The organism is Roseovarius nubinhibens ISM, assembly GCF_000152625.1.
In the GTDB taxonomy this organism is placed as follows: Bacteria; Pseudomonadota; Alphaproteobacteria; order Rhodobacterales; family Rhodobacteraceae; genus Roseovarius; species Roseovarius nubinhibens.
The window spans coordinates 2,670,777-2,697,616 of sequence record NZ_CH724156.1; the positions used below are offsets into that span (position 1 = coordinate 2,670,777).

The window sequence follows — 26,840 nt, forward strand, 5'->3', positions numbered from 1 at the left end:
GGTAAAGGTCAGGGGCGCAACGCGGCTTTTACCCCTTTTCTACCTAACTCCGCGCTCCATCCGGGCGCGGGTCTGGGCATCGACCGCTTCGCGCCGCTTGAGCGCGGCGGCGCGGGATCGGAGGGCGTCGGCGCGGGCGGCGACGGCGTCGGCGTTTTGCGGGGTGAGGCTAGGGCTGTCGATGCGCGCCCGCAACGTGTGGATCGGCACGAGATCGGGATAGGGCTTGTTGGCCATCTCGTCGCTCACAGAGGCGTTCACCTCAGGGAATTGCGTGCAGCCGGAGACACCGAATGCCAGCCCACCCAGGATCAGGGCAGGGGCCAGAGCCATCGAAAGGCGAGAGGCGCGGTGAGGCATGATCAGGTCCGGTTCGCAACGATACGGAGACCCTAATGCCACTCTTTCGCCCGAGGTGGCAAGCAAGGGATTGATCTGAACGCGCGTTCAGATAAACCTCGGCCAATGGCAAGAACCCAAGGCTCACACTCCGATATCACCGGCCCGCGCGTGCGAGAGGCAGCGCGGCGTCTGATTGCGCGGCATGGCTTTGCCGCCGTGTCGATGCGCAAGATCGCCGCCGAAGTCGGTGTGCAGGCCGGCGCGCTCTACAATTACATCCCGGACAAGCAAACGCTTCTGTTCGAGATTATGCAGGCGCATATGGAGGAATTGTTAACGGCGCGCGCCGAACTGGACGCGCCCGCCGATCCGGTGCAGGCGCTCGAGCAATTCACCCGGTTTCACATCCGCTTTCACTCGAACCGGCCCGACGAGGTGTTCATCGCCTATATGGAGCTGCGCAATCTCACGCCCGAGAATTTCGCAGCCATCGAAGCGATGCGCCGCACCTATGAGGATCAGCTCACCGAGATTCTCGTCGCGGGCGTGGCGGCGGGGCATTTTCGGCTGGCCGAGCCTCGGGTGACGACCATGGCGCTCATCGCGATGCTGACCGGGGTCAACACATGGTTCCGCGAAGAGGGCCGGCTCAGCCTCGATGAGGTGGAGGGGATTTATCTCGACATGGTGCGCCGGACGGTCGCCGCCTGAGGTGGGTGGGGCGTGGGGCGGCCCGTGCCGCCCCGGGTCTTACTTGATGAATGTGCCGTTGTTCAGCTCGCGGATGGCTTGCCGCAGCTCGGCCTCGGTGTTCATCACGATCGGGCCGTGCCAGGCGACAGGTTCGTCAATCGGCGCGCCGGAGATCAGCAGAAACCGCACGCCCTGTTCGCCTGCCTGAACGGTGATCTCGTCGCCCGTGCCAAAGCGGATCAAGGTCCGGTCGCCGGACATGTCGCGCAGATGCAACTCGCGGCCTTCGTATTCTTTCTCGAGCAGCACGCCCTGCGGGGCGCTCGCGTCCGAGAAGGCGCCACTGCCCTCGAACACATAGGCAAAGCTCTTGCGGTAAGTGTCGACATGCAGGGTCTTTTTCACCCCGGCGGGCACATGCACATCGAGATATTGCGGATCGGCGGCGATGCCGTCGACCGGGCCACGCTTGCCCCAGAAATCGCCGGTGATCACCCGCACGCTGGTGCCGTCATCATCGATCACCACGGGGATATCGGCCGCGCCGATGTCCTGATAGCGGGGGGCGGTCATCTTTTGATCTGACGGCAGGTTTGCCCAGAGCTGAAACCCGTGCATCTGGCCGCGCGCGTCACCTTTGGGCATTTCCTGATGCAAGATGCCCGACCCGGCCGTCATCCATTGCACATCGCCCGCGCCAAGCGCGCCGTGATTGCCGAGACTGTCGGCGTGATCGACGCTGCCTGCGAGCACATAGGTGATGGTTTCGATGCCGCGATGGGGGTGCCAGGGAAAGCCCTTGGCATAGGCGCGGGGATCGTCATTGCGAAAGTCGTCGAAGAGCAGGAACGGGTCGAGCTCGCTCGGGTCGCCAAAGCCGAAGGCGCGGTGAAGATGGACGCCCGCGCCCTCGATATGAGGCTGGGCCTGACGGGTTTCGATCACGGGTCTGAGGGACATATCCGGTTCTCCTCTGGCGGGCCTCGCTGTGAAGCCCTTCTGTGGCAGAAGATAGGGGGGCGCGTGGGCTGCGCCCATATGCAGGGTCGCACGCATCCTGTGCGCAAAATGAGCGGAGATGAACATTCGCGCAGTTTTTTCACCGCGAGGTCGCGTTTTCAGTAGCGAGGTCGCAAACGGGCTGCCATCAAGGGCGAAACACAAGCAGGGAGAGTGCTTTGAAAATTGGATTTATCGGCCTGGGCAATGTCGGGGGCAAACTGTCCGGCAGCCTGTTGCGCAATGGTGTCGAGCTCAGCGTTCATGATCTGAACCCTGATTTCGTTGCGAAATTCGAAGCCAAGGGCGCGCGTCCCGGGGGCAGCCCGGCGCAGATGATGCGCGATTGCGATGCGGTGATCACCTGTCTGCCGAGCCCGGCGGCAAGTGATGCGGTGATGCAGGAGATGCTGCCCGAGGTGGGGCCCGGCAAGATCTGGATGGAGATGTCGACCACCGATGAGGCCGAGGTCAAACGGCTTGGCGCGTTGGTGATCGAGCGCGGCGGTGCGGCGGTGGATTGTCCGGTTTCGGGCGGCTGTCACCGGGCGGATACGGGCAATATCGCCATTTTCGCGGGCTGCGACCGGCCCACGTTTGAACGCATTCTGCCGCTTCTGACCATCATGGGGCGGCGGGTGCTGCACACGGGCGATCTGGGCTCGGCCAGTGTGCTCAAGGTGATCACCAACTATCTCGCCACCGCCAACCTGGTGAGCTGTGCCGAGGCGCTGACCGTGGCCAAGGGGGCGGGGATGGATCTCAACACCGCGTTCGAGGCAATCCGCATCTCGTCGGGCAACAGTTTCGTGCATGAGACCGAAAGCCAGGTGATCCTCAACGGCAGCCGCGACATCAGCTTTACGATGGATCTGGTGGCCAAGGATATCGGGCTTTTCCAAGAGGTTGCGGACCGGGCGCAGGTGCCGCTCGAGCTCAACCCGCTGCTGATTTCGATCTTTCAGGATGGCATTTCGCGCTTTGGCCCGAGAGAGCTTTCTCCCAATATCATCAAGCGGTTGGAAGAGGCGACCGGGCTTGATGTCACGGCGCCGGGCTTTCCGCCCGAGATGGTCGATGACGAGCCCGAAGAGCCGGGGGCCGAAGTCTTTCCGCCGCGTTGAGCGGCGCTCGCTTTACCCCTTGCGGCGTTCGCGATATGAGCGCGTAGCACAAGGGGTAAAGCCATGACAGAACCGATGCAGATCACCATGCGCGCCTCGGCGCCAAGGCGCTATTTCGGGCTGGCCATGCTGGCCGGTCTGGGCGGCTTGCTGCTCTATCTCGCGCTGAATGGCGAGGGGCAAACCCTTGGTATCAAGGTGTTTTTGATCGCGCTCGGCGCGCTGGCGCTCTATGTCACGCAACGGATGTTCCGGGCGACGGAGCAGGCGATCATCCTCGATGAGACCGGGCTGCAAAGCGGCGATGGCGAGATGATCGCCGAGCTCGATCAGATTGACCGGGTGGACCGGGGGGCCTTTGCCTTCAAGCCCTCCAACGGGTTTATCGTGATCCTGAAAGAGGCCCAGAAACCGCGCTGGGAGCCCGGCATGTGGTGGCGTCTGGGACGGCGTGTGGGCATCGGCGGTGTCACCGGCGCGGCCGAGGCCAAGGCCATGGCCGAGGTGATTTCCGGGCAGATCCTGGCGCGGCAAAACAGCGAATAATGGCGGGTCGGTAAGACATCGGTATTGCGTCGGCAAAGCGACAGTGCGGATTTTGGCCCTCTGTGCCGCGCTCGGGCGGGTGAATTGCCGGCTGCGCACCCCTTGAAAAACCAAAAGGGACACGCCGAGCAGAGCGTGTCCCCAAGGTCTGATCATGTGAACCGGATCAGCTGGCCCAGTCGATTTTCGGCACGAAACGGGGGCTGGTGATGACCCGCGTCTTGATCTCCATATCCTCGGAAAAACCCGCCGCGAACATCCGCTGATAGTCAGAGACGGATTCGATCAGCAGAATATGTTCACCATCCGACATCAACGGCAGGGTGGCGTGGCTCGTCGCGATATCCGAGGTTGTCAGGACCGACATTGGGCCGGTGCCGCGCACCTCAGACCAGTAGACCGCATAGCGGTCGGTGTCGACGTCATAGCTGATGGCGGTGACGCGGAGCTGACTGCCGGCGTTGTCGTCGACGATGCTGTCGAAGAGGCTCTTGGTGTTGTCGATATAGGTCGTGTTCACCGTGCCCATTTCACGCGACAGCATGTCGGCCACTGTATAGCTCGCCTTGTCGCGGGCACTGTTGAAGCGGTGTACCTCGAAAAATTCGTAGATCACCATCGCCGCGAGAAACAGCAAGGGCAGGGCGATTACGGATTCGACCACGAACGACCCGTCGTCGCGCCGCCAGAAGCGGCGCAGACCGCGGCCGAGATATGTCCCAAAGCCAAACATCAGAGCGGCTCCTGTACAAAGGCGGTTTTGGAAACGATTGCCACCTGTCCGGCGCCATCCTTGTCCAGCGCCTGGGCCAGATCCATGCCGGGCAGAAGGGGGCTGTATTTCACGCAAGCGCGGAGCAGCATCAGCTCGTTTTGCTGGCCGTTTTGGAAGGTCCGCACCGGGGCGGCCTCTTCCGACTGATCGACGCAGTTCACATCGTCGGGCAGCGATCCCAGGGTACGGATATTGGTGCGCACCATTTCAAGCCGCAGCGTGCTGTTGCAGCTGGCGATGATCATCGCGTTGTCGCAGATGATCTGCTTGATCTCATCATGCTGCGGCGCGCTGCCGGTGCCGAGCCGCAACTCGCGCACCGCGATGTCGAGGCCACGCTCGAGCATCGTGTGCCGCAGAGTGATGATCGCCAGTTCGAGGGAGAACAGGAACAGGGTCAGGAAGACCGGGAAGACGATGACGAATTCCACGGTCGCATTGCCCGCCTGTCCGCGCCAGAACCGCGCCAGTTTGGAAGGAACGAGGCGCATCATTGGGTCAGCCGCAGGTTCACAACGTTGGACGCGATGGCACTGAAGGCGTCATTGATGTTGATGCCTTCGGCCCGGAAGTAGTGGTTTTCACTCGACGCGCAGTTCTTGAGCACCTGTTCAGCCGTCCCGCCCTGATCGATTTCGAAGCCGATCGAGAAGACCACAACACCTTCATTCTTGGTGGCGGTGCAGGAGGCCTTCATCCTTGTGTCTTTTTCCGACCCGTCAAGGCGGTCATAATAGTAGTAGTCGTAATATGCGTTGGGGTCGCCGGTGACCTGGTAGTAGTAATAAGGCGACATGTAGCCCCAGGCCTCTTCCCAATCGAGGCGCCGCATGCTGACGAATTCATCGCTATCTTGAAGATCATCCCAGTCACTGGAACTCAGGTATTCGCCTTCTTCGGTGTTGTAGTAGCGATTGTCGCCATAATTGTCGTGCAGGTAAAAGGCGCTTTCGATCTCTCCCGAGGATTCGTAAACGCATTCCCAAGAGTTGTTGCTACACTTGCTTTGATCGTAGCTGATCTTGTCCTTCTTGTTCTTGCGATAGGCGTATTTGAACACGCGTTTCTGAGACTTGACCTCGTAGAGGTCCGAGTTCTGGCCGCGCCATTGGCCGCCATTCGAGAAGAAATAAGAGGTGGTGTTCTGCCCATCGCCCATGACCACGGCGACCTTGAGCGTTTCCGCCGTGCCGTAATTGGACGGGATAGCGGCCTGCGACGAGGCAACCTCGCCCGCGGCGATCAGATCGTCGGTGATCTGGCGGAAGCTCGGGTCGAGCAGCGCCGCGCCCCAGATCATGCCCTGGTTGCCCGAGGTATTGCCCGAGGCTTGAAGGCTGTCGATCTTGGCGTGCAACTCGGTTTCGCTAACCGAGAAGGGCAGGATTTCCATGTAATCATTGGCGTAGCAGGACCGATAGTCAGACGAGCTTTCGCTGCCGCTGAATTCGTCGAAATTCCCGTAAAGCGCGGTGTAGATCATCTGGTCGAGCGGTTGACCGCTGGAAAAGCCCGAATTGCCGGTGGCCAGCGAGGCATGGCTGTGATCGTTGGCCTTGAACCGGATACAGGTCGAAAATTCATGCTTGCGGTCAACGGCAAGGGCCTCGAACGTGGCGACCGACGGGCTCACCGACCAGCTAAAGGGCACGATAGAGATCACGGTATTGCCCGGCTCGGAGCCGTTCAGCAGCGAGGTCACAAATTCCTTGGCGGCTTTCTTGAGGTTCACCAGCTTGCTGTTGCTGCCCATCGAGCCCGACACGTCGAGGACCAGAACCACTTCGAGCTTCGGCACTTTGCGCACAGCGGTCGAGCCGCCGGTGGTGCGCAGCTCTTTGATGCCGCTGAGCTTCATGAGATAGGTGTCCATCGTCATATCGGCATTGGCGGTGACCGAGGCCGAGTTGACCGTAACCACGATCTCGCCTTCTTTTTCAGCGGCGAGATAGTCGGTCATATTCGCGACGCGAAAGTAATCCTCGATGATGGCACGGTGATCCGACCCGTAGGGCGCACCGGCCGAGGCCAGCACGGCGGAATCGAGCGTCGACTGGATCTGCGCGCGTTTCATTTCATAGCGCATCATATCGACTGCGATGCCGCCAGCGGCGATCATGATGAGAAAGAAAACCAGGGCCATGATCGTCGCGCCACCGTTTTCGTCACGGCGGAACGCGCGGGTCGCGGCGGGCAGTGCGTGCCGGCCTTTTGCGACCGCGTGGCGGAGAGCCTGGAAAGAAATTCGCGTTGTCATTTCATCACCTCATCGGGCCGGGGTGGCCAAAGCCGAGTCGGATTACGGCAACAGTTGTTTTGGCGGGGCAAAGTGGCGAAAATAGGGCCGAATTCGCTCAAAATTACCTTAAATTCAGGGGTTTAGTGGACGTTTCGGCGGGATTCGGAATATTGTCGCGCCACTGGCGACAATCCGAGGGTTGGCGTCCCTCGACCAAGGCAGAGCGAAATCATGGCTTCGGGCCATATGGCTGGACAAATACCTGTGGTGCTTTAACGATATTGACATGCTTTGCGCGATAGCAAGGCAGCAAGGCCCGCCACTAGTCTGGGAGGATGATATGAGTGCAGCCAAGGAACCGACGTTCCGCGAGAGTGTAGATTTGATGTTCAACCGCGCGGTCGCGCTGATGGATCTTCCCCCCGGTCTCGAAGAGAAAATCCGCGTCTGTAACGCCACCTATACGGTGCGGTTCGGCGTGCGGCTGCGGGGCCAGATCCACACGTTCACCGGCTATCGCAGCGTGCATTCGGAACATATGGAGCCTGTGAAGGGCGGCATCCGCTATGCGATGGGCGTCAACCAGGACGAGGTCGAGGCGCTGGCGGCGCTGATGACCTATAAATGTGCGCTGGTGGAGGCGCCGTTCGGCGGCTCCAAGGGCGGGCTGCGCATCGATCCGCGCGAATGGGACGAGGATGAGCTGGAACGGATCACCCGGCGCTTTGCCTATGAGCTGATCAAGCGCGACCTGATCAACCCGAGCCAGAACGTGCCGGCCCCCGACATGGGCACCGGCGAGCGCGAGATGGCCTGGATCGCGGATCAGTACAAGCGGATGAACACCACCGACATCAACGGCCGCGCCTGTGTCACCGGCAAGCCGATCAATGGCGGCGGTATCCAGGGCCGGACCGAAGCAACCGGGCGCGGCGTGCAATATGCGCTGCAGGAGTTCTTCCGCCATCCCGAGGACATGAAGGCCGCCGGTCTGAGCGGCACGCTCGACGGCAAGAAGGTCATCGTGCAGGGGCTCGGCAACGTGGGCTATCACGCGGCCAAGTTCCTGTCGGAGGAGGACGGCTGTATCATCACCGGCATCATCGAACGTGATGGGGCGCTGGTCTCTGAAGACGGGCTGCATGTGGAAGAGGTGCGCCACTGGATCGCCAAACATGGCGGGGTCAAGGGCTATCCGGATGCCGAATATGTCGAGGATGGCAGCAAGGTTCTGGAAAACGCCTGTGACATCCTCGTGCCTGCAGCGCTCGAAGGGGTGATCCACATGGGCAACGCCGCCAATATTCAGGCGCCGCTCATCATCGAGGCGGCGAACGGGCCGGTGACGGCCGGGGCCGATGAGATCCTGCGCAAGAAGGGCGCGGTGATCATCCCCGACATGTATGCCAACGCGGGCGGTGTGACGGTGAGTTACTTCGAATGGGTCAAGAACCTCAGCCATATCCGCTTTGGCCGGATGGGCCGCCGTCAGGAAGAGGCGCGGCATCAGCTCATCGTGGATGAGCTCGAACAGCTCAGCGCGGATCGCGGGCTGGGCTGGACCCTGACGCCGGGGTTCAAGCAGCAGTATCTGCGCGGCGCGGGCGAGCTCGAGCTGGTGCGCTCGGGGCTCGATGACACGATGCGCGCAGCCTATCAGTCGATGCGCGAAGTCTGGCACGGCCGGCAGGATGTGACCGACCTGCGCACCGCCGCCTATCTCGTGTCGATCGACAAGGTCGCGGCGAGCTACCGCGCGGCGGGTCTCTGACCGCCGAAACTTAGGATGAGGGGCGGGGCCGCGCGCGGCCCTGCCCAGCCTCTGTCAGGCGTGGTGAGGGCTGCGGGCCAAGAGGCCGGGCGCAAGGGCCATGCCCGTCATTTGGTGCGGAGTTGCCATGCGCTGCGGAGCTGCCATGCGGTGCGGAGGTCGAGGCGGCGCAGACCTAAGGTCTATACGCCGGGGCGCAGGGCACCTGGTCGCGGGGCGATCACGCCAGTTTCAAGCGTTGTCCGTCTCGGAGGACGGCAATTTCGGAAGATGCCGGTTCCGGAGGATGGCAATTTCGAACGATGCCAGTTTTGGACGATGGCAGACTCAGACGATCCCTTTGCGGATGATGGCAAGTTCCCAGAGTGACAGTCTCAGAGGCTGCCGGTTCCAGACGATGCGGTGAGGCCGTCAGATATTTTGCCCGTTTCGCGGCGCGTTGATCTGCGCGCGCGGGGTTGAAAATTTCGAGATTGAGCGGGGGCAGGCGGGCGTCTCGCTGGGCTGAGTTATCGCGTCTCGGGGGCGACCAGAAATCTGCGGGGGGTAATCATGGCCCGACCTGGCTGGGCATCTGCCCGAGCTCGGACGTTCAGACATCCTTCATCGGGTAATGCTTGGGCATTTTGAGACCCGCGTCGTGGATACGGGCAGCGAGCCTGTCTGAGAGGAGAAACCAAGGGGAGTGCAGATATTTCTCGCGCCAGAGATGGTGCGACCCGATGGCCGCGCGCGACATGGCGACGCCTTTCAGGTCGGCCCTCGATTTGCCTCTGATGCTATACCGAATATGATCCCCGATGCTTTTGTCCTCGGCGTGGCCCGGGTCGCACTCTTCGAGCCGAAAACAATTGAGGTGGCTGTGAACCACCATGCCGAAATAGGGCACCGGGTAGGGCTTATCCCTTGGCTGGATCAGTTCAATGGGCCAGAATTGATGTACCCCCGGCTCTAACTCTTCGATGATCTCTTTCAGCCGTATATCGACAGCGGCAAGCCGGTTTTCCAAAGAGATTAATGAGCAAAGCTCTTTATAGGTTTTTTGCAACCGAAACCGTTTTGGCCGCTCATGATCGGCGAGCCAGCCCATATCCTTTACAAATTTATCGCTGAACTTGGTCCAAGGGACGCCACCCATCCCGGAATTCAATTCATTCTGTTCGTCCTCGGTCAGGACCGAATAGAAATAATTCTCGATGGCTTCATCATATCCAATTGTGTCCGCATCAGGCGAGGCTGCCCCAAATGTGCTCGAACTCAACACTCCCCAGGTCATACACACCTCACAACTGACACCACACACGCGCCCGGAACCGCCCGGCCGCCGGGGCAGTCTAGCGGATTTTGGGTGTGACGAAAGCCGGTACGGGGTGTCACGCTGCCGGCCGGGCGATGATGGGGCGGTGGTGTTGAGCGGAGGTTTGGGGCGGGGGCGGCGCGTTGGTGACGCCTCCTGCCGGGCAGATCAGTATCTGCCGGCCCCATGGTCGCACCCATGTCGGCGCGGGTCGGAATTTGTGCCGGTGGGGGTGGCCCCCATTGCTATATCCGGCGCATGTTGATTGATTGACGCAACATCGGGAATCGGGGGTAAGAGCATGGGCTTTTCGGGGTGGCGTGTCCTGAAGGAGGGGCTGACCGGCAACAAGGGCTGGCAGCCGCATTGGCGTGATGCGACGCCGAAATCCGAATATGATGTGGTGATCATCGGCGGCGGCGGGCATGGTCTTTCGACCGCCTATTACCTCGCCAAGAATCACGGGATCACCAATGTGGCGGTGCTCGAGAAGGGTTATCTCGGCGGTGGCAATGTGGGCCGCAACACCACCATCGTGCGGGCCAATTACTTCCTGCCGGGCAATTCCGAGTTCTATTCCCATTCGCTCAAGCTTTGGGAAAATCTCGAACAGGATCTGAATTACAACGTGATGCTGTCGCAGCGCGGCCAGATCATGCTCTTTCATTCCGACGGGCAGCGCGACGCCATGGCGCGGCGCGGCAATGCGATCCGCAATCAGGGCGATGATGCCGAGATCCTGTCGGTCGGGGCGCTCAAGCGGATGCTGCCCTATCTCGATTATGAACAGACGCGGTTCCCGATCTATGGCGGGCTGATGCAGCGCCGGGCGGGCACGGCGCGGCATGACGCGGTGGCCTGGGGCTATGCACGGGGCGCGAGCGAGCGCGGCGTCGATCTCATCCAGAATTGCGAAGTGACCGGCATCGACCGCGAGGGCGGCCGGGTCACCGGGGTGCAGACCACCCGTGGCGCGATCCGGGCCAAGAAGGTCGCGATCATCGTGGCCGGTCGGTCGAGCCAGGTGGCGGCGATGGCGGGGATGCGCCTGCCCATCGAGAGCCATGTGCTTCAGGCCTTTGTGACCGAGGGGCTCAAGCCGGTGATCGACCATGTGGTCAGTTTCGGCATGGGGCATTTCTATATCAGCCAGTCGGACAAGGGCGGGCTCGTCTTTGGCGGCGATCTCGACATGTATGCCTCTTATGCGCAGCGCGGCAACCTGCCCATCGTGGAACATGTGATGGAGGCGGGGATGACCCTGATGCCGATGATCGGCAAGGCCAAGCTGTTGCGCAGCTGGGGCGGCATCATGGATATGAGCCCTGATGGCAGCCCGATCATCGACAAGACCGATACCGAGGGGCTCTTTCTCAATTGCGGCTGGTGTTATGGCGGGTTCAAGGCGGTGCCGGGCTCGGGCTATTCCACCGCGCATCTGATCGCGACCGAGACCCATCACGCCCCCGCCGCGCGCTATCGGCTCGACCGGTTCCGCACCGGGCGCGGGCTGATGGATGAAGAGGGCACCGGGTCGCAGCACAACCTGCATTGATCTGCGGGGCAGAGGTTTGGACATGAGCATGAAGAGCATGATGACAGCGAGGGGCGCAGCATGAGGATCACCTGTCCGCTATGTGGCGCGCGCGACCGGCGCGAGTTTTACTATTCCGGGGCGGCGGTGGCGCTCGACCGGCCGGCGCCCGAGGCCGGGGCCGAGGTCTGGGATGACTACCTGCACAACCGCGACAACCCGGCCGGGGTGACGCGGGACATGTGGTATCACGAGTTGGGCTGTGGCTCTTGGGTGGTGGTGACGCGCAACACGGTGAGCCATGAGGTGATCGGCACCGCGCTCGCCCGCGATGAAAAGGGGCGGGGCGCATGAGGATTGACGGCAAGGGATTGATCGACCGCAGGAAGCCGATCAGCTTTCGCTTTGACGGGCAGCGCTATGACGGGTTTGCCGGCGATACGCTGGCCTCGGCGCTTTTGGCCAATGACATCCGGCTCATGGGGCGGTCGTTCAAATATCACCGTCCGCGCGGGGTGCTCACGGCGGGGAGCGAAGAGCCCAATGCGCTGGTGACCACGGGGCTTGGCCCGGCGCAGGAGCCCAATGTGCGGGCCACCACGCTTGAGCTCTACGAAGGGTTGATGGCGCGGAGCCAGAACCGCTGGCCGTCGCTGGGCTTTGACCTGATGGCGGTCAATGATCTCGCCGCGCCCTTTCTCGGGGCGGGGTTCTATTACAAGACCTTCATGTGGCCCAAGGCGTTTTGGGAAAAGATCTATGAGCCGGTCATTCGCAATGCCGCCGGTCTCGGCGCGCTGTCGGGCGAGGCCAATAGCGACAAATACGAGAAGGCCTTTGCCCATTGTGACCTGCTGGTGATCGGGGCGGGGCCTGCGGGGCTCTGGGCCGCCATGGAGGGCGCGCGGGCGGGGCTCGATGTGATCCTGTGCGACGAGGACACGCAGCCCGGCGGGCGGCTCAATGCCGAGACCGAGACTGTCGGCGGCATGGCGGGGGCCGAGTGGGCCGCGTCGGTGGTGGCAGAGCTGCGGGCCATGGGCAATGTGCGGATCATGACGCGCACGGCGGTGATCGGGGCCTATGACGGCGGCACCTATGGTGCGCTCGAGCGTCTGGCGCCGGAGGTGGCACAGCGCCCGGGCGCGGCGCGCGAATGTTTCTGGCGCATCACCGCGGGGCAGGCGGTGCTGGCCGCGGGCGCAATCGAGCGTCCGGTGGCGTTTCGCAACAATGACCGGCCCGGCATCATGACGGCGGGGGCGGTGCGCGCCTATCTCAACCGCTGGAACGTGACGGCGGGGCGCAATATCGCGGTCTATGGCAACACCGATGAGGCGCATCGCTCGGTGCGCGACCTGCAGGCGGCGGGGCTGCATGTGAGTGCGCTCATCGATGCGCGGCCGCATGCGACCTGTGATCTCGACGTGCCGTTCTTCGCCGGTGCCGAGGTCAGCAATGCCGAGGGGCGTCAAGCGCTCGAGGCGGTGGAGATCCGCACCGCCAAGGGGGTCGAGAAGATCCGCGCCGAATGTCTGGCCATGTCTGGCGGCTGGAACCCGAATGTGCATCTCACCTGCCATATGGGCGGGCGGCCGGTCTGGGACCGCGACATCGCGGCCTTTGTGCCGCAGCCGGGCGCGGTGCCGGGGCTGCATGTGGCGGGCGCGGCGCGCGGTGTCTTTGACACGGCTGGCTGCCTCGCCGATGGCCGTCGCGCGGCGCGCGCAGCCCTCGAGGCGCTGGGGCGCAAAGCGGCGGAGGTCGATCTGCCCGAGGCGGAGACCGCGCGTTATGACATCTGGCCGGTCTGGGCGGTGCCGGGCAAGGGCCGTGCCTGGCTCGATTTTCAGAACGATGTGACGGTCAAGGATGTGCGGCAGGCGGCGGTGGAGAACTTCCGCTCGGTCGAGCATATGAAGCGCTACACCACCCAAGGCATGGCGACCGATCAGGGCAAGAACTCGAACGTGGCGGCGCTGGCGGTGCTGGCGGATGCGACGGGGCGGGGCATTCCCGAGACCGGCACCACCACCTTCCGCCCGCCGTTCGTGCCGGTGAGCATCGCGGCGCTGGGGGCGGGCGCGCAGGGCAAGGGCTTTGCGCCGCAGCGTTTCACCACCTCGCATGACGCGAGCGTGGCGCGGGGCGCGCCGATGATCGAGGCGGGGCTCTGGTATCGGCCGAGCTATTTTCCTCAAGCGGGCGAGACCCATTGGCGGCAGAGTTGTGACCGCGAGGTGCAGATGGTGCGCCGCGCGGTGGGTGTCTCGGATGTGAGCACGCTCGGCAAGATCGACATTCAGGGGCCGGATGCCGGTGCCTTTCTCGACATGGTCTATACCGGCATGTTCTCGACCCTCAAAGAGGGCCGGGTGCGCTATGGGCTGATGCTGCGCGAAGATGGCTATGTCATGGATGACGGCACCACGGCGCGGATGGGCGCGGATCACTATGTGATGACCACCACCACCGCCGCGGCGGGGCAGGTGATGCGGCATCTCGATTTCGTGCATCAATGCCTCTGCCCGCAGATGGATGTGCGGTTCATCTCGGTGACCGAGCAATGGGCGCAGTTTGCCGTGGCAGGCCCCAAGGCGCGGGATCTGCTGACCGAGCTTTTGGGCGCGGATCAGGTCGATCTGCCCTTCATGGGCTGTGGCGCGGTGCGGATCGACGAGATTGACGCGCGGCTCTTCCGGATCTCGTTTTCGGGCGAGGCGGGCTATGAGATCGCGGTGCCGGCGCGCTATGGCGCGGCGCTCTTCGAGCGGCTCTGCGAGATGGCCGAGGCGCGCGACGGTGGCCCCTATGGGATGGAAGCGCTCAATGTGCTGCGCATCGAGAAAGGCTTCATCACCCATGCGGAGATCCATGGCCGGGTGACCGCCAAGGATATCGGCATGGGCGGCATGGTCAGCGCCAAGAAGGATTGCGTCGGCAAACCCATGGCGGCGCGTCCGGGCCTATCGGAAGATCTCCGCGAAGAGCTCGTGGGGCTGCGGCCTCTGGGCGAGATCAAGGAGCTTCCCGCCGGGGCGCATCTCTTTGACGAGGGGGCCGAGGCAATGGCCGAGAACGATCAGGGCTATGTCACCAGCAGCTGCTATTCGCCGAGCTGCGAGAGCGTGCTGGCGCTGGGCTTTTTGAAAAATGGCCGGGCGCGCCATGGCGAGCGGGTCAGGCTGGTCGATCATCTGCGCGGGGTCGACACGATCTGCGAGGTGCAGGACCCGGTGCAGTTCGATGCGGATGGAGGGCGGATGCGTGACTGAGTTGACAGCCAAGACGCCGGGGGCGGGGATTTTCCCGTTCGAGATCGGCGGGATCACCGCCCGCGAAGAGACGCCCGAGGCGATGACCGCCATCGCGCCCTACAAGGGCCGCGAGGCCGAGGCCAGCGCGGCGCTTGAGGCGGCGCATGGCATGGCGCTGCCCGCGCCAGGACGCAGCACTGGCAAGGCCGGCGCGCGCGCCCTGTGGTTTGGCCGGGATACGGCGCTCTTGATCGGGCCGCGGGTGGATGCGTCGCTCGGCCGTCATGCCGCGCTCACCGATCAGTCGGATGCCTGGATCGTGGTGCGGCTCGAAGGCGCGGGGGCGCGCGACGTGCTGGCCCGGCTGACGCCGCTCGATCTGCGCGAGGGCGTGTTCAAGCGCGGCCATACGGCGCGCAGCGAGCTGGCCCATATGGCGGGTTCGATCACGCGGGTTGGGCCGGAGGCCTGGCAGATCATGGTCTTTCGCAGCTTTGCGCGGACCCTTGCCCATGATCTCGACAGCGCCATGCGCGGGGTTGCGGCGCGGGCGGGCGCGTGATGAATGGGCTGACCTTTCCAAAGGAGTGTTTGCAGATGATGATCCGATACGCCCGAGTGGCTGTCCCTGTGGTTGCCTTAGTTGCGGCGACGAGCCTGAGCGCCGTGCCGGCCTGGGCCGTGAGCGAGGCCGACAAGGCCGCCAATTGCGCCGCCACCGCCGATATCGTGCGCGAGGCCGTGGCCCAGCGCGTGGCGGGGCAATCCTCGGAACAGGCGCAGGGGTTTCTCACGTCTGACGAGGCAGGGGTCGATGACAAGTTCGACAGCGCCATCCCGATGCTGGTCGACTGGGTCTATACGCTCGACGAGGCGCATCTCACCGAGGATGCGGCCAAGGCGATGGAAACCCAGTGCCTGGAGTTCAAATCCTGAGCGCGACACGCTGACCCTTCGGCCCCGGGCTGGCGTCGGTCCGGGGGTATTTGTCACCAGAAAGAGGCACAGGCCGGGCCCCAGAGTGATGGTGGCTCTTGGCGTTGGGGCCTTGATGCTCATATAGAAGAGTATGAGTCTGCCACCCGGTTTCCTTGACGAATTGCGCAACCGCACCTCGATCGCTCAGGTCGTGGGGCGCAAGGTCATGTGGGACAAGCGAAAATCGAACCCGGGCAAGGGCGATCTCTGGGCGCCATGCCCGTTCCACCACGAAAAGACCGCCAGTTTTCACGTCGATGACCGCAAGGGCTATTACTATTGCTTTGGCTGTCATGCGAAGGGCGATGCCATCGGCTTTGTCCGTGAGACCGAGAATGTCGAATTCATGGAGGCGGTGCGCATTCTCGCGCAGGAGGCGGGGATGACCCTGCCGGAGCGCGACCCGCAGGCGCAGGCCAAGGCGGATCGGATCACGCTTCTGGCCGAGGTGATGGAGCAGGCGGTGCGCTATTTCCGCATGCAGCTTCATGCCGGGGCGGGGGCGGCGGCGCGGGAATATCTGGCGCGGCGCGGGCTCAGCGCCGAGACGCAGGAGCGGTTCGAGATCGGCTTTGTCCCCGAGGGCTGGCAGGGGCTGTGGGATACGCTCAGCGGGCAGGGGGTCGAGGCGCAGATGATCCTCGACTGTGGGCTCGCGCGCGAAAGCAGCAAGGGCAAGCAGCCCTATGACGTGTTCCGCAACCGTATCATGTTCCCGATCCGCGACGCGCGGGGGCGGTGCATCGCCTTTGGCGGCCGGGCGATGGACCCGAATGACAACGCCAAATACCTCAACTCGCCGGAGACGGTGCTGTTTGACAAGTCGCGCAATCTTTTCAACCTCGGGCCGGCGCGGGAGGCGGCGGGCAAGGGCCTGCCTCTGGTGGTGGCTGAGGGCTATATGGATGTGATTGCGCTGGCGCAGGCCGGCCATGAGGCGGCGGTGGCGCCGCTCGGGACGGCGGTGACCGAGACCCAGCTCGCGATGCTCTGGCGGGTGGCGGATGAGCCGGTGATGGCGCTCGATGGCGATCGGGCGGGGGTGCAGGCGGCTTACCGCGTGATCGATCTGGCGCTGCCGCTTCTGGAGGCGGGCAAGAGCCTGCGGTTCGCGCTCATGCCCGAGGGCAAGGACCCGGATGATCTGATCCGCGAGGGCGGCATCGAGGCGCTGCGCGAGAAGGTCGAGGGCGCGCTGCCGATGGTGGAGCTGTTGTGGCGGCGCGAGACCGAGGGGCGCAGTTTCGACAGCCCCGAGCGCAAGGCGGCGCTCGACAAGGTGCTGCGCGAGGTGATCAAGCGCATCGCCGATCCGTCGATCCGGGGCCATTACGGGCAGGCGATCAAGGATCTGCGCTGGCAGCTTTTCTCGCCGCAGCGCAAGCCGCGGCAGGACCGCGGCAAATGGACCCCGCGCGGCCAGATGGAGATGGCGCCGAAGCCGAGCACCAAGGCCTCGGCGCTCTTGGCGGCGGATGTGGCGGCGCAGGAGCGGCTGCGCGAGGCGGCGATCCTTGCGGTGCTTCTGGCGACGCCGGAAGTGGCCATCGAATTCGAGGCGCAGCTCGAGCGGTTGGAGTGTCGTGATTCCGATCTGGGCCTCTTGCGCGATGTGATCTTGCGCCACTGCGACAAGGGCCGCGAGGCGGTGGTCGAGGCGGCGGAAAATGCGCTCGGCGGGGTGGGGCTTGAAAACCTCACGAGCCTGCCCCATGTGGCATTGGTGCCCGCCGTGCGGCGCCCCGGCGACGTGGATCTGGCGCGGGTGACGGTGGCAGAGGAGCTGGCCAAGATCGCCGCGACGCGGGGCATCGCGGTCGAGATTTCCGAAGCGATGGAAGACCTTGCCGGGGTTGCCGATGAGGCGGTGACCTGGCGATTGGGGCAGGCGGCGGAGGCCCGCAACCGGGCGCTGCGCAGCCAGCAGGAAGACAAGACCGAATATGATACGGCGGCCAACGGCGCCCGTGTCAGCCGGGATGAGCGTGACGCATTCGATGCGCTGTTGGACAGAATCGGCTTTTCCAAGAAGCAATGAACGTGGGCCTCTGGTCGCTTTGCTGAGGAAAAGGTAAAGGAATCAGGGTAAACGGGTTGCGAATCACCGCTCATCGCGGATGATTCGTAGGAAGCGAATCACCCGTCGCGCCCCAGCTGAGGAGCATTTCATGGCCGCCAAGGACAACGATGATCAAAAACCCGATGATCAGGATGCCGAGATTTCGCTGGATCTGAGCCAGACGGCGATCAAGAAGATGATCGCCGAGGCGCGCGAGAAGGGCTACATCACCTATGACCAGCTGAACCAGGCGCTGCCGCCCGATCAGGTGTCGTCGGAACAGATCGAAGATGTCATGTCGATGCTCAGCGAGATGGGCATCAACATCATCGAGGCCGAGGATGTCGAGGAAGAAGAGCAGCGGGTGACGGCGCTCGCCGAGGTGGGCAAGCGCGGCGAGGTCACGCTCGGGTCCGGCAAGGAAGAAAAGCTCGACCGGACGGATGACCCGGTGCGCATGTATCTGCGCGAGATGGGCTCGGTCGAGCTGCTCAGCCGCGAGGGCGAGATCGCCATTGCCAAGCGCATCGAGGCGGGCCGCAACACGATGATCCTCGGGCTCTGCGAAAGCCCGCTGACCTTTCAGGCGATCACCATCTGGCGCGACGAACTTCTGACCGAAGACATTCTGCTGCGCGATGTGATCGATCTCGAGGCGACCTTTGGCAATCAGCTCGGTGATGACGAGGATGAGGAGGCCCCCGTGGTCGCCGCCAATGTGGGCGAGGCGCCGGGCAAGAAATCCGAGACCACCCAAGAGCTCGATGCCGATGGCAACCCGATCTCGTCGGATGATGACGAGGACGAGGATGATCAGGCCAATATGAGCCTCGCGGCGATGGAGGCCGCGCTCAAGCCGCGGGTGCTCGAGACGCTGGACCGGATCGCCAATGATTATGAAAAGCTGTCGGAGATGCAGGACAGCCGGATTTCGGCGACGCTCAATGAGGATGGTTCGTTCTCGGCCAAGCAGGAAGCGACCTATCAGAAGCTGCGCTCGGAGATTGTCGAGCTGGTGAATGAGCTGCACCTGCACAACAACCGGATCGAAGCGCTGATCGACCAGCTCTATGGGATCAACCAGCGCATCATGTCCATCGACAGCGCGATGGTGAAGCTCGCCGATCAGGCGCGCATCAACCGCCGCGAATTCATCGATGCCTATCGCGGTCGCGAGCTCGACCCCAATTGGCTCGACGATATGGCGTCGAAATCGGGCCGGGGCTGGCAGATGTTCATGGAACGCTCGCCCGAGAAAGTGGCCGAGCTGCGCGCCGATATGGCCCAGGTCGGGCAATATGTCGGTCTCGACATCAGCGAATTCCGCCGCATCGTGGGACAGGTTCAGAAGGGCGAGCAAGAGGCGCGTCAGGCCAAGAAGGAAATGGTCGAGGCGAACCTGCGTCTGGTGATCTCGATTGCCAAGAAATACACCAACCGCGGTCTGCAATTCCTCGATCTCATTCAGGAAGGCAACATCGGCCTGATGAAGGCGGTGGACAAGTTCGAATACCGTCGCGGCTATAAATTCTCGACCTATGCGACCTGGTGGATCCGGCAAGCGATCACCCGTTCGATTGCCGATCAGGCGCGCACCATCCGTATCCCGGTGCATATGATCGAGACGATCAACAAGCTGGTCCGTACGGGCCGTCAGATGCTGCATGAGATCGGCCGCGAGCCGACGCCGGAAGAGCTCGCCGAGAAGCTGCAGATGCCGCTCGAGAAGGTCCGCAAGGTGATGAAGATCGCCAAGGAGCCGATTTCGCTCGAGACGCCGATTGGCGATGAGGAAGACAGCCAGCTTGGCGATTTCATCGAGGACAAGAACGCGGTACTGCCCCTCGACAGCGCCATTCAGGACAATCTCAAGGAAACCACGACGCGGGTTCTGTCGTCGCTCACCCCGCGTGAAGAGCGGGTTCTGCGGATGCGGTTCGGCATTGGCATGAACACCGATCACACGCTGGAAGAAGTCGGCCAGCAGTTCAGCGTGACCCGCGAACGGATCCGTCAGATCGAAGCCAAAGCGCTGCGCAAGCTCAAACATCCGAGCCGGTCGCGCAAGCTGCGCAGTTTCCTCGACCAGTAAACGGTCGGGCGCAAGCAAAACGAGAGGGCGTGCCAGTTTGGCGCGCCCTTTGGTTTTCGGGGGCTTTGGTGGGTTTTGGTGGGGGCCGACGATAGGCCAGCCTCTGGCGGCGCGGGTGGATTTGGGTATTTCTCACCAGAAAGAGGCCCGTGCTTGCCAAATCACCGGGGCTGCGTCACGGATAGGGCATGCAGCAGGTTTTCACGATCACGACGCGCGGTCCGGGGCTCTATGAGATCACCCGCGAGCTGTCTGCCTGGGTGCGCGGGCAAGGGATCGAGACGGGTCTTTTGACCCTGTTCATTCGCCACACCTCGGCGAGCCTCACCATTCAGGAAAATGCCGATCCCGAGGTGCGGACCGATCTGCGCAATTTCTTTGCCCGGCTGGTGCCGCCGAGCAGCGACCCGTCGATGCGCTATCTCACCCATACCTATGAGGGGCCGGATGATATGCCGGCGCATATCAAGGCGGCGCTTTTGCCAGTGAGTCTCGGCATTCCGGTGATGGATGGCGCGCTGTGTCTTGGCACCTGGCAGGGCGTTTATGTGTTTGAGCATCGGGAGGCTGCGCATCGCCGCGAGGTGGTGGCGCATCTGACGGGAGGGTGACATGGGATCAGCGGTAGAGACGGCAGAGGGCTGGATCGCGGAACATCGGGGCGATTTGTCGACGGGCTGTCGCGAGATTTTCGAGTTTGGCGAACCGGCGTGGCGCGAATACCGCTCGGCCGACTGGTATGTGGCGCGGCTGCGGGCGGAGGGGTTTTCCGTCGAGGCGGGCTCGGCCGGGATGCCCACGGCGTTTTGTGCCAATTGGTCGAACGGGGCGGGGCCGGTCATTGGCATGTATGCCGAATATGACGCGGTGCCCGGCAATTGTCAGGCGGCAGGGGCGCAGGAGGCGCCGCGCGAGGGTTTGGGATTTCTGGCGGCGGGGCATACCGATCCGCATTCCGGGCTGGGTCTGGCGGGGCTTGGCGGGCTCTTGGCGACCAAGGCGGCGATGGAGCGGCACGGCATTCCCGGCGGTTTGCGCTTTACCGGCGAGCCGGCGGAGAAGGTGCGGGGCTCGAAGCCCATTCATGCGGCGGCGGGATATTATGACGGGCTGGCGGCGATGCTGTCCTTTCATCCGTTCTACATGCTGCCGCTGTGCAACACGGTGCGCTGGGACACGCAATGCGGTGCAGCCTATTCCATGGTCTATCGTTTCCGCTGTTTGCGGCCCGAGACATGGGGCGCGCGCGATGGCACGCCGATCCCGCAATCGCATTCGGACATTCGCGCGCCGGGGGCCAATGATGCGCTGGTGACCATGTATCAGATGGCGCGGCAGCAGCGCGAGGCGATGCTGCCCCATCGCGGCGGCTGGTCGATTTCCGAGGCGATCCTTGGGGCGGGGCAGGCGACGGCGGACAATCTGCCGGCGCGGCAGGCCGATCTGCAATATATGATCCGGGTGGCCGATCTGCAGATGGCCGAGCAGGTGAGCGGCCATCTCGACCGGATTGCCGAGGCGGCGGCGACGCTCAATGGCTGTGAGGTCGAGAAGATCTGGGTCAGCAAATCGCGCCCGGGGCTGACCAATCATGCGATGGCGACGTTGGTCTGGAACGAGATGGCGCAGGTTGGCGCGCCCTATTGGGATGCCGCGGCGCGGGAGATCCTGCGCGAGGTGCAGAGGAATTGTGGGGTGACGCCGGAGGATGACCCACTGCTCGAGGCCTGTGAGCAACTCATCGCGCCGCAGGAGGCCGAAGCGATCCTGCGCCAGGCCCTGCCGCCCGAGCAGATGAACGCGACTTCGGATGATTATACCGACATGAGCTGGCACGCGCCGCTGGCGCGGTTCTATGTGGCGCGGCCGGCGCTGCGTGGCGGGCCCTATCCGGCCTGGGCGATGAATGCGCTGGGCGGTATCCCCGAGACCATCGATCCGATGGTGACCACGGCGGCGCGCATTCTTGCGCGGTCGGCGCTGCGGCTCTTGCAGGATGCGGGGGCGCGGGCGGCGGCCTGGGCCGAGTTCGAGGCGCGCACCGGTGGCGGTGTGGGCGGCGAGCGCTGGATCGCGCCGCTTTGCGATTATGCGCCGCCCGTCGATCTGGCCTGGCCCGAATATGTCGAGACGCGGCGCGGGCGGCATTGGCATTTGCCCGGATAGAGTCCCAGAAGCCACGGTTTCGCGCGGCATCATCTAGCGGCGCAAAATCCCCTCTACCCAAAACCTTGCGGCCCACCTATAGTGGCTGTGGATAACTGGGCATCAGACCCATGGCGGTTGAGGCAGAGAAGAAGAGGGGGCAAGCCCATGCGCTGTCCGTTTTGTGGAAATATCGAAACTCAGGTCAAGGACTCGCGTCCGGCGGAAGAGCATGTCTCGATCCGCAGGCGGCGGTTTTGCCCGGCCTGTGGGGGCCGTTTCACCACCTATGAACGCGTGCAGCTGCGCGATCTGGTGGTGGTGAAATCGAACGGCAGGCGCGAGGATTTCGACCGTGACAAGCTCGAACGGTCGATCCGGATTGCCCTTCAGAAACGGCCCGTAGAGCCCGAGCGCGTCGAGCAGATGATCTCTGGCATCGTGCGGCGGCTCGAGAGCATGGGCGAGACGGATATCGCGTCGAAAACCGTGGGCGAGATCGTCATGGAGAGCCTCGCGCGGATCGACACCGTGGCCTATGTGCGCTTTGCCAGCGTTTACAAGAATTTCCAGGCGGCGGATGATTTCGACAAATTCGTGAGCGAACTGCGCCCCGGCGATGCGGTGACGGACGACAAGACCGAGGCGTGAGCGAGCAAGACATCCACCACATGCGCGAGGCGCTGCGCCTCGGGCGCAGCGCGATGGGATCGGCCTGGCCGAACCCGGCGGTGGGCTGTGTCATCGTGGCGGGCGATCAGATCGTCGGGCGCGGCGCCACGGCCCCCGGCGGTCGCCCCCATGCCGAGCCGCAAGCGCTGGCCGAGGCGGGCGCGGCGGCGCGGGGCGCGACCGCCTATGTCACGTTGGAGCCTTGCGCCCATCACGGCAAGACGCCGCCCTGCGCCGAGGTGCTGATCAAGGCGGGTGTGGCGCGGGTTGTGGTGGCCGTGGGCGACAGTGATCCACGGGTTTCGGGGCGCGGCATCGAGATGCTGCGCAAGGCCGGGATCGAGGTCGTGCAAGGCGTTCTCGAGGATGAGGCGCGCACGGATTTGGCCGGGTTTTTCCTCCGGATCGAGGAGGGGCGGCCTTGGGTCACGCTCAAGCTCGCCAGCAGTTTCGATGGCCGGATTGCCACCGCCAGCGGTCATAGCCAATGGATCACCGGGCCCGAGGCGCGGCAGCGCGTGCATGAGTTTCGCGCCCGTCACGATGCGGTCATGGTCGGGGCGGGAACGGCGCGGGCCGACAATCCCATGCTCACCGTGCGGGGCCTCGATGTCCCGCGTCAGCCGGTGCGGGTGGTTGTGTCACGGCGTCTCGATGTGCCGCTGATGTCGGAACTGGCGCGCACCGCGGGCGAGGTGCCGGTCTGGATGTGCCACGGGCCGGATGCTGACAAATCGCTGCGCGAGGCGTGGCAGGGGCTTGGGGCCGAGCTGGTCGAATGTCGGCTGCATGGCCGGCAGCTCGAGATCGGATCGGTGCTGCAGGCGTTGGGCGAACGGGGGCTGACGCGGGTTTTCTGCGAAGGCGGTGGGGCGCTGGCCGCGTCGCTTTTGTCGGCGGGGCTGGTGGATGAGCTGATCGGCTTTACCGCTGGCGTCGTCATCGGGGCCGAAGGGCTTCCCGGCGTGGGCGCGATGGGTCTGGCGCGGCTCGAAGAGGCGCCGCGTTTTCGTCTGATCGAAGCGGCGGCCGTGGGCGGTGACATCATGCACCGCTGGCACCGCGCCTGAGGGCGTAGCCCCGGCTAGCGCCGCCAGAGACCGGCGTAAGAGGCAAACACCCCCTGTAGCTTGCTCAGCACCCGCAAGGCCGGGCGACGGCCGAGACCCTCGCCTGTGGCAAGCCGTTCGACCACCACTTCGACCGGGCAGGGCAGGCCGGTCACCGGATCGCAGTAGCGCGGGTAATCGATGAGCGCCGCATGTACCAACCCGTCGAGCGTCGGGCGGGCGACGCGGCGATCGGGCACCGGCCCCAGATCGGTAGTAAGCCCCCAGCCCGCATAGAAGGGCGCGCCAAGGCAGGTGACGGGCAGCCCGCGCAGCAGCGCCTCGAACCCCATGAGCGAGGTCATCGTCCAGACCGCATCGACCTGACCGAGCAGGGCGGCGGGATCGGCATTGACCAGCACCGCATCGGCCAAGCCGGTGAGCGCCTCGGCCTCGATCTTGCCGGGGCGCAGCCCTGCCTCCACATCGGGATGCGGCTTGTAGAGGATCACCGCCTCGGGATGGGCAGCGCGGGCGGCCTCCAAGAGACCGAGATTGGTATGCACCTCGCCCGCGCCAAGGCGGATAGAGGCATCGTCTTCGACCTGACCGGGGACAAGGATGCGCGGCCCCGGGGGCAGATCCTCGGGCAGCGCCGGGGCCTCGCCTTGATTGTATTTCGACAGGCCCAGATCGATCAGACGGCGGCGCAGATCCTCGGCGCGGCGGGCCTGATCCCGGCGCAGGTCCGAGCGCCGCGCGATCCAGCGTTCGAGCCGCGAGGGGCGCGACGGGTCGTAATAGATGCCGAGATCGTCGAGCGCCAAGGACAGCGGCGGGGTCAGCGCCGCGCCGAGCCCGCGCGAGCGCAGGAACCCGTCTTCGAGCCGCAGCGCGGTGTCGGGGGCGCGGTCGCTCTTGCCCGCCCAGACCATATCGCGGCGATCCGGCGCGCTCCGGTCAAAGATCACCCGGCGTTCGCGGCCAAAGAACCCCTGCAGCGCGGGCCGTTTCCAGAGCCGCATACCATGGGCGCACCAGCCCCGGCGATCCTCGCGCCAGGCGCGGGTCCGTGCCTCGAGCGTGGCGAGCGTCTCCTCGAAACTGCACAGCCGGTCGTGGCAGGGGTCATACCAATGCGGATAGAGCAGCATGGCCCCGGCAAAGAGCTGTGCCCGAGTGAGGTTGCGGCCCCGGCGCGGCAACGACAGCGGATGGCGGTCCTCGGTGAGCCCCCAGCCGGCATAGAAGGGCTGGCCAAAGACGCGGGGGCGGTGACCGGCGAGAATGGCCTCAAAGCCGAGCTGCGAGGTGACCACATAGACGCCGATGGCCCCTTCGAGCAGATGCCAGGGGCTCACCTCCTCGGAAAAGAGCGAAATCCGGTCGCTTTCATCCTCGGGGCCGAAATAGCCGGGCCGGTGGCCGGCGGCGGTCTCGGGATGGGTCTTGATCAGGATGCGCGCGCCGGGGTGGTCCTCTTGGGCATAGTAGAGCGCCTCGCGAAAGCTGTTGGCATCGGACTTGCCATGGGTGACGGAGGCGTCGCCCCGGGTCTGGTCGATGACCAGCACATAGCCCGGATCGGGGCAGGGGGCGTCGGGGTCAAATCCCGAGTATTTGCTCAGATGCGCCTCGGTCATCCGGGCGATCCCGGCGCGGGCCCGGTCGAGCAGCGCCGTGTCGTCGAGCGGATGCTCGCGCAGTAGGGTTTCAAGGTCGGACGCGCTGTCGCTGTCGAAATAGATGCCGTTTTCGTCGATCACCAGACCGAGCGGCGGCTCGCCCGCGCGGCCGGGAAAGAGCGAACGCAGGAACGCATCCTCGACCCGCAACAGCCCTGCGCCGGTTTTGGCCGACACCGCCTCGCCCCGTGCGGCATAGGGCGAGCGACCCCAGACCGCGATGCGATCCTCAGGCCCAGCGCGTCCCAGCGAGAGCGGATAGCCCGCCAGCGCCATGATCCGACGCAGGCGCTTTTGCCGCAAAAAGCCGCCGTTAAAATAGCGAACCCGCCGCCCCCCGGAGGGAACGGCGGGTTCAGCCGTTGGGTCTGTGATCATATACCGCTAAGCGTGTCGCCGGCCGTCGAGACCGACCCGACCGCGCCCAGCGTGCCGGTCATCGCGGCAATCACCTTGGTCCATTGGGCAAACGGCGCCTCGGTCACATAGAGCGTGTCATCGTCGCGGATCGAGAAATCGCGCGCCATGAACATGCCGTTGGGCCGCGTCAGGTCGAGCACATAGACCATGCGCTGTGCCCCCACGAGATCGTCGCGGCCGAGCACCTGATTGGCGATCTCGGCAGGTTCGTTGCGCATCACGAAAACCCCGGTGGGATCGGCGCTGACGGTGCTGAGGCCGCCGACCTGCGCAATCGCCTCGACGGCGCTGAGCGTCTGGGTTTCAAAGGCGACGCGCGCCTGCCCGTTGGTCGCGCCGAGCGCGGTGAAGGAGCGGGTGTCCTGTTCCACGAGGATTCGGTCGCCACCACGCAGGGCGATGTCATATTCGGGATGCTCATAGAGGTCCTGGAACCAGATTTTCGAGCGCTGGTTGCCACGCAGAATGGTGATCTGGGCCACTTCGGGCGAAATGGCGATGCCGCCCGCCGCCGCCAGCATGGCCGAGAGCGTGCGGGTGGGCCGTTCGATCGGATAGACGCCTTGGCCGCCAACAGCCCCCGAGAGCGTCACGGTCGAGCCATCACCCGCCACGCGTGCCACCTGCACCTGCGGGTCAGGGGTCTGCTCTTCGAGCTTGCGGGTGATGATGCGGCGAATGGATTCGGGCGTGTTGCCTGCGGCCTTGATGCGGCCGGCATAGGGCACGAAAATATGGCCAGAACCGTCGACCTGCACCTCTTCGAGCCGCGTCTGGCTGGTGCCTTCGCTGGCGAGAAGCCCGTCATCGACGTTTTCCCAGATCGACAGGCTGAGCGTGTCGCCCGGCTGGATCGTGTCCGACCCGAGCTTGCCCGCGCTGCGGAAGGCTTCGGTAAAGCCGAGGCTGGGCTGCACGGCGGTGGCGCGGGTCACACGGTCGTTGACCGCCACGACAAAGGCATCGCCGGACCGTTGCACCGACCCTGCATAAATCTCACGTTTGTTGGGGCCAACGCGCGGAAGGCCACAGGACGAAACGACCGCCACCATGGCCAAAAGGGCGACGGATCGCGCCCATCGGGTTGTCTTGATTTTCACTGCCCGGTCTCCTCGACCTGATTAATTCTGCCTCAGTAGTTTTATCCAACCCATAGGAATAGG

Annotated in this window: 23 protein-coding genes; 15 read left to right on the top strand and 8 right to left on the bottom strand. The window is 64.1% G+C overall.

Annotated elements, in window-relative coordinates; translation table 11 throughout:
- Positions 1–39: 39 nt before the first annotated feature.
- Positions 40–333 (bottom strand): hypothetical protein, encoded by a 294-nt coding sequence (locus ISM_RS12765; protein WP_009814594.1) that lies wholly within the window; start codon positions 331–333, stop codon positions 40–42.
- A 132-nt stretch (positions 334–465) separates the two neighbouring features.
- Here ISM_RS12765 and ISM_RS12770 point away from each other — a divergent pair, with 132 nt between their 5' ends.
- Positions 466–1,053 (top strand): TetR/AcrR family transcriptional regulator, encoded by a 588-nt coding sequence (locus ISM_RS12770; RefSeq protein WP_040618069.1) that lies wholly within the window; start codon positions 466–468, stop codon positions 1,051–1,053.
- A 39-nt stretch (positions 1,054–1,092) separates the two neighbouring features.
- Here the strand turns inward: ISM_RS12770 and ISM_RS12775 are convergent, their stop codons facing one another.
- Entirely contained in the window at positions 1,093–1,995 is a 903-nt protein-coding gene (locus ISM_RS12775; protein WP_009814596.1) for a pirin family protein, read from the bottom strand.
- A gap of 218 nt (positions 1,996–2,213) precedes the next feature.
- On the opposite strand from ISM_RS12775, the gene ISM_RS12780 reads away from it, so the two are divergent.
- Positions 2,214–3,158, top strand: a complete 945-nt coding sequence (locus ISM_RS12780; RefSeq protein WP_009814597.1) for an NAD(P)-dependent oxidoreductase — start codon at positions 2,214–2,216, stop codon at positions 3,156–3,158.
- 63 nt (positions 3,159–3,221) lie between these two features.
- Complete coding sequence (locus tag ISM_RS12785; protein WP_009814598.1) at positions 3,222–3,704, top strand: hypothetical protein; 483 nt, start codon at positions 3,222–3,224, stop codon at positions 3,702–3,704.
- 166 nt (positions 3,705–3,870) lie between these two features.
- Here the strand turns inward: ISM_RS12785 and ISM_RS12790 are convergent, their stop codons facing one another.
- From ISM_RS12790 to ISM_RS12800, 3 genes are read right to left on the bottom strand one after another with little or no spacing between them, the layout of a single operon-like run.
- Positions 3,871–4,437 (bottom strand): TadE/TadG family type IV pilus assembly protein, encoded by a 567-nt coding sequence (locus ISM_RS12790; RefSeq protein WP_009814599.1) that lies wholly within the window; start codon positions 4,435–4,437, stop codon positions 3,871–3,873.
- Positions 4,437–4,973, bottom strand: coding sequence for a TadE/TadG family type IV pilus assembly protein (locus ISM_RS12795; RefSeq protein WP_009814600.1), 537 nt, complete (start codon positions 4,971–4,973; stop codon positions 4,437–4,439). The genes ISM_RS12790 and ISM_RS12795 overlap by 1 nt, the downstream gene beginning before the upstream one ends.
- Positions 4,970–6,724, bottom strand: coding sequence for a pilus assembly protein TadG-related protein (locus tag ISM_RS12800; RefSeq protein WP_420806192.1), 1,755 nt, complete (start codon positions 6,722–6,724; stop codon positions 4,970–4,972). Before ISM_RS12800 ends, ISM_RS12795 begins: the two co-directional genes overlap by 4 nt.
- A 334-nt stretch (positions 6,725–7,058) precedes the next feature.
- On the opposite strand from ISM_RS12800, the gene ISM_RS12805 reads away from it, so the two are divergent.
- Positions 7,059–8,489: a Glu/Leu/Phe/Val family dehydrogenase gene (locus ISM_RS12805; RefSeq protein WP_040618070.1), complete on the top strand. Its 1,431-nt coding sequence runs from the start codon at positions 7,059–7,061 to the stop codon at positions 8,487–8,489.
- Between the two features lie 592 nt (positions 8,490–9,081).
- Here the strand turns inward: ISM_RS12805 and ISM_RS12810 are convergent.
- Positions 9,082–9,765: an imm11 family protein gene (locus tag ISM_RS12810; RefSeq protein WP_009814604.1), complete on the bottom strand. Its 684-nt coding sequence runs from the start codon at positions 9,763–9,765 to the stop codon at positions 9,082–9,084.
- A 322-nt stretch (positions 9,766–10,087) separates the two neighbouring features.
- On the opposite strand from ISM_RS12810, the gene ISM_RS12815 reads away from it, so the two are divergent.
- The 11 genes from ISM_RS12815 (at position 10,088) to ribD (ending at position 23,593) form a co-directional block, all read left to right on the top strand.
- Positions 10,088–11,341 carry a sarcosine oxidase subunit beta family protein gene (locus ISM_RS12815; protein ID WP_009814605.1) on the top strand — a complete coding sequence of 418 codons (1,254 nt, stop codon included), beginning with the start codon at positions 10,088–10,090 and terminating at the stop codon, positions 11,339–11,341.
- Positions 11,342–11,401: 60 nt separating this feature from the next.
- On the top strand, positions 11,402–11,674 hold the full coding sequence (locus ISM_RS12820; RefSeq protein WP_009814606.1) for a sarcosine oxidase subunit delta: 273 nt from the start codon (positions 11,402–11,404) through the stop codon (positions 11,672–11,674).
- Positions 11,671–14,595 (top strand): sarcosine oxidase subunit alpha family protein, encoded by a 2,925-nt coding sequence (locus tag ISM_RS12825; RefSeq protein WP_009814607.1) that lies wholly within the window; start codon positions 11,671–11,673, stop codon positions 14,593–14,595. Before ISM_RS12820 ends, ISM_RS12825 begins: the two co-directional genes overlap by 4 nt.
- Complete coding sequence (locus ISM_RS12830) at positions 14,588–15,139, top strand: sarcosine oxidase subunit gamma (protein ID WP_040618536.1); 552 nt, start codon at positions 14,588–14,590, stop codon at positions 15,137–15,139. Before ISM_RS12825 ends, ISM_RS12830 begins: the two co-directional genes overlap by 8 nt.
- Positions 15,140–15,207: 68 nt before the next feature.
- Positions 15,208–15,513 (top strand): hypothetical protein, encoded by a 306-nt coding sequence (locus ISM_RS12835; RefSeq protein WP_217622873.1) that lies wholly within the window; start codon positions 15,208–15,210, stop codon positions 15,511–15,513.
- A 133-nt stretch (positions 15,514–15,646) separates the two neighbouring features.
- Positions 15,647–17,593 (top strand): DNA primase, encoded by a 1,947-nt coding sequence (gene dnaG / locus ISM_RS12840; RefSeq protein ID WP_009814610.1) that lies wholly within the window; start codon positions 15,647–15,649, stop codon positions 17,591–17,593.
- Between the two features lie 130 nt (positions 17,594–17,723).
- The gene (gene rpoD / locus ISM_RS12845) at positions 17,724–19,706 is read left to right on the top strand and encodes an RNA polymerase sigma factor RpoD (RefSeq protein WP_009814611.1); all 1,983 of its coding nucleotides are present in this window, start codon (positions 17,724–17,726) and stop codon (positions 19,704–19,706) included.
- Positions 19,707–19,894: 188 nt separating this feature from the next.
- Positions 19,895–20,317 carry a secondary thiamine-phosphate synthase enzyme YjbQ gene (locus ISM_RS12850; protein WP_009814612.1) on the top strand — a complete coding sequence of 141 codons (423 nt, stop codon included), beginning with the start codon at positions 19,895–19,897 and terminating at the stop codon, positions 20,315–20,317.
- A gap of 1 nt (position 20,318) precedes the next feature.
- On the top strand, positions 20,319–21,872 hold the full coding sequence (locus ISM_RS12855; RefSeq protein ID WP_009814613.1) for a zinc-binding metallopeptidase family protein: 1,554 nt from the start codon (positions 20,319–20,321) through the stop codon (positions 21,870–21,872).
- Between the two features lie 147 nt (positions 21,873–22,019).
- Positions 22,020–22,502, top strand: a complete 483-nt coding sequence (gene nrdR / locus ISM_RS12860; RefSeq protein WP_009814614.1) for a transcriptional regulator NrdR — start codon at positions 22,020–22,022, stop codon at positions 22,500–22,502.
- The gene (ribD, locus tag ISM_RS12865; RefSeq protein WP_009814615.1) at positions 22,499–23,593 is read left to right on the top strand and encodes a bifunctional diaminohydroxyphosphoribosylaminopyrimidine deaminase/5-amino-6-(5-phosphoribosylamino)uracil reductase RibD; all 1,095 of its coding nucleotides are present in this window, start codon (positions 22,499–22,501) and stop codon (positions 23,591–23,593) included. The genes nrdR and ribD overlap by 4 nt, the downstream gene beginning before the upstream one ends.
- A gap of 14 nt (positions 23,594–23,607) precedes the next feature.
- On the opposite strand, the gene ISM_RS12870 is transcribed toward ribD, so the two are convergent.
- Together ISM_RS12870 and ISM_RS12875 are read right to left on the bottom strand one after the other, a co-directional pair.
- Complete coding sequence (locus tag ISM_RS12870) at positions 23,608–25,635, bottom strand: capsular polysaccharide biosynthesis protein (protein WP_040618072.1); 2,028 nt, start codon at positions 25,633–25,635, stop codon at positions 23,608–23,610.
- On the bottom strand, positions 25,632–26,777 hold the full coding sequence (locus ISM_RS12875; protein WP_254655684.1) for a polysaccharide biosynthesis/export family protein: 1,146 nt from the start codon (positions 26,775–26,777) through the stop codon (positions 25,632–25,634). The genes ISM_RS12870 and ISM_RS12875 overlap by 4 nt, the downstream gene beginning before the upstream one ends.
- Positions 26,778–26,840 lie beyond the last annotated feature (63 nt).

What these genes read in the sequence shown, in the direction of transcription:
- ISM_RS12765 (WP_009814594.1), bottom strand. Translation starts at nt 333, where the DNA reads ATGGCTCTGGCCCCTGCCCTGATCCTGGGTGGGCTGGCATTCGGTGTC.
- ISM_RS12770 (WP_040618069.1), top strand. Translation starts at nt 466, where the DNA reads ATGGCAAGAACCCAAGGCTCACACTCCGATATCACCGGCCCGCGCGTG.
- ISM_RS12775 (WP_009814596.1), bottom strand. Translation starts at nt 1,995, where the DNA reads ATGTCCCTCAGACCCGTGATCGAAACCCGTCAGGCCCAGCCTCATATC.
- ISM_RS12785 (WP_009814598.1), top strand. Translation starts at nt 3,222, where the DNA reads ATGACAGAACCGATGCAGATCACCATGCGCGCCTCGGCGCCAAGGCGC.
- ISM_RS12790 (WP_009814599.1), bottom strand. Translation starts at nt 4,437, where the DNA reads ATGTTTGGCTTTGGGACATATCTCGGCCGCGGTCTGCGCCGCTTCTGG.
- ISM_RS12795 (WP_009814600.1), bottom strand. Translation starts at nt 4,973, where the DNA reads ATGATGCGCCTCGTTCCTTCCAAACTGGCGCGGTTCTGGCGCGGACAG.
- ISM_RS12805 (WP_040618070.1), top strand. Translation starts at nt 7,059, where the DNA reads ATGAGTGCAGCCAAGGAACCGACGTTCCGCGAGAGTGTAGATTTGATG.
- ISM_RS12810 (WP_009814604.1), bottom strand. Translation starts at nt 9,765, where the DNA reads ATGACCTGGGGAGTGTTGAGTTCGAGCACATTTGGGGCAGCCTCGCCT.
- ISM_RS12815 (WP_009814605.1), top strand. Translation starts at nt 10,088, where the DNA reads ATGGGCTTTTCGGGGTGGCGTGTCCTGAAGGAGGGGCTGACCGGCAAC.
- ISM_RS12820 (WP_009814606.1), top strand. Translation starts at nt 11,402, where the DNA reads ATGAGGATCACCTGTCCGCTATGTGGCGCGCGCGACCGGCGCGAGTTT.
- ISM_RS12825 (WP_009814607.1), top strand. Translation starts at nt 11,671, where the DNA reads ATGAGGATTGACGGCAAGGGATTGATCGACCGCAGGAAGCCGATCAGC.
- dnaG (WP_009814610.1), top strand. Translation starts at nt 15,647, where the DNA reads ATGAGTCTGCCACCCGGTTTCCTTGACGAATTGCGCAACCGCACCTCG.
- rpoD (WP_009814611.1), top strand. Translation starts at nt 17,724, where the DNA reads ATGGCCGCCAAGGACAACGATGATCAAAAACCCGATGATCAGGATGCC.
- ISM_RS12850 (WP_009814612.1), top strand. Translation starts at nt 19,895, where the DNA reads ATGCAGCAGGTTTTCACGATCACGACGCGCGGTCCGGGGCTCTATGAG.
- ISM_RS12855 (WP_009814613.1), top strand. Translation starts at nt 20,319, where the DNA reads ATGGGATCAGCGGTAGAGACGGCAGAGGGCTGGATCGCGGAACATCGG.
- nrdR (WP_009814614.1), top strand. Translation starts at nt 22,020, where the DNA reads ATGCGCTGTCCGTTTTGTGGAAATATCGAAACTCAGGTCAAGGACTCG.
- ISM_RS12870 (WP_040618072.1), bottom strand. Translation starts at nt 25,635, where the DNA reads ATGATCACAGACCCAACGGCTGAACCCGCCGTTCCCTCCGGGGGGCGG.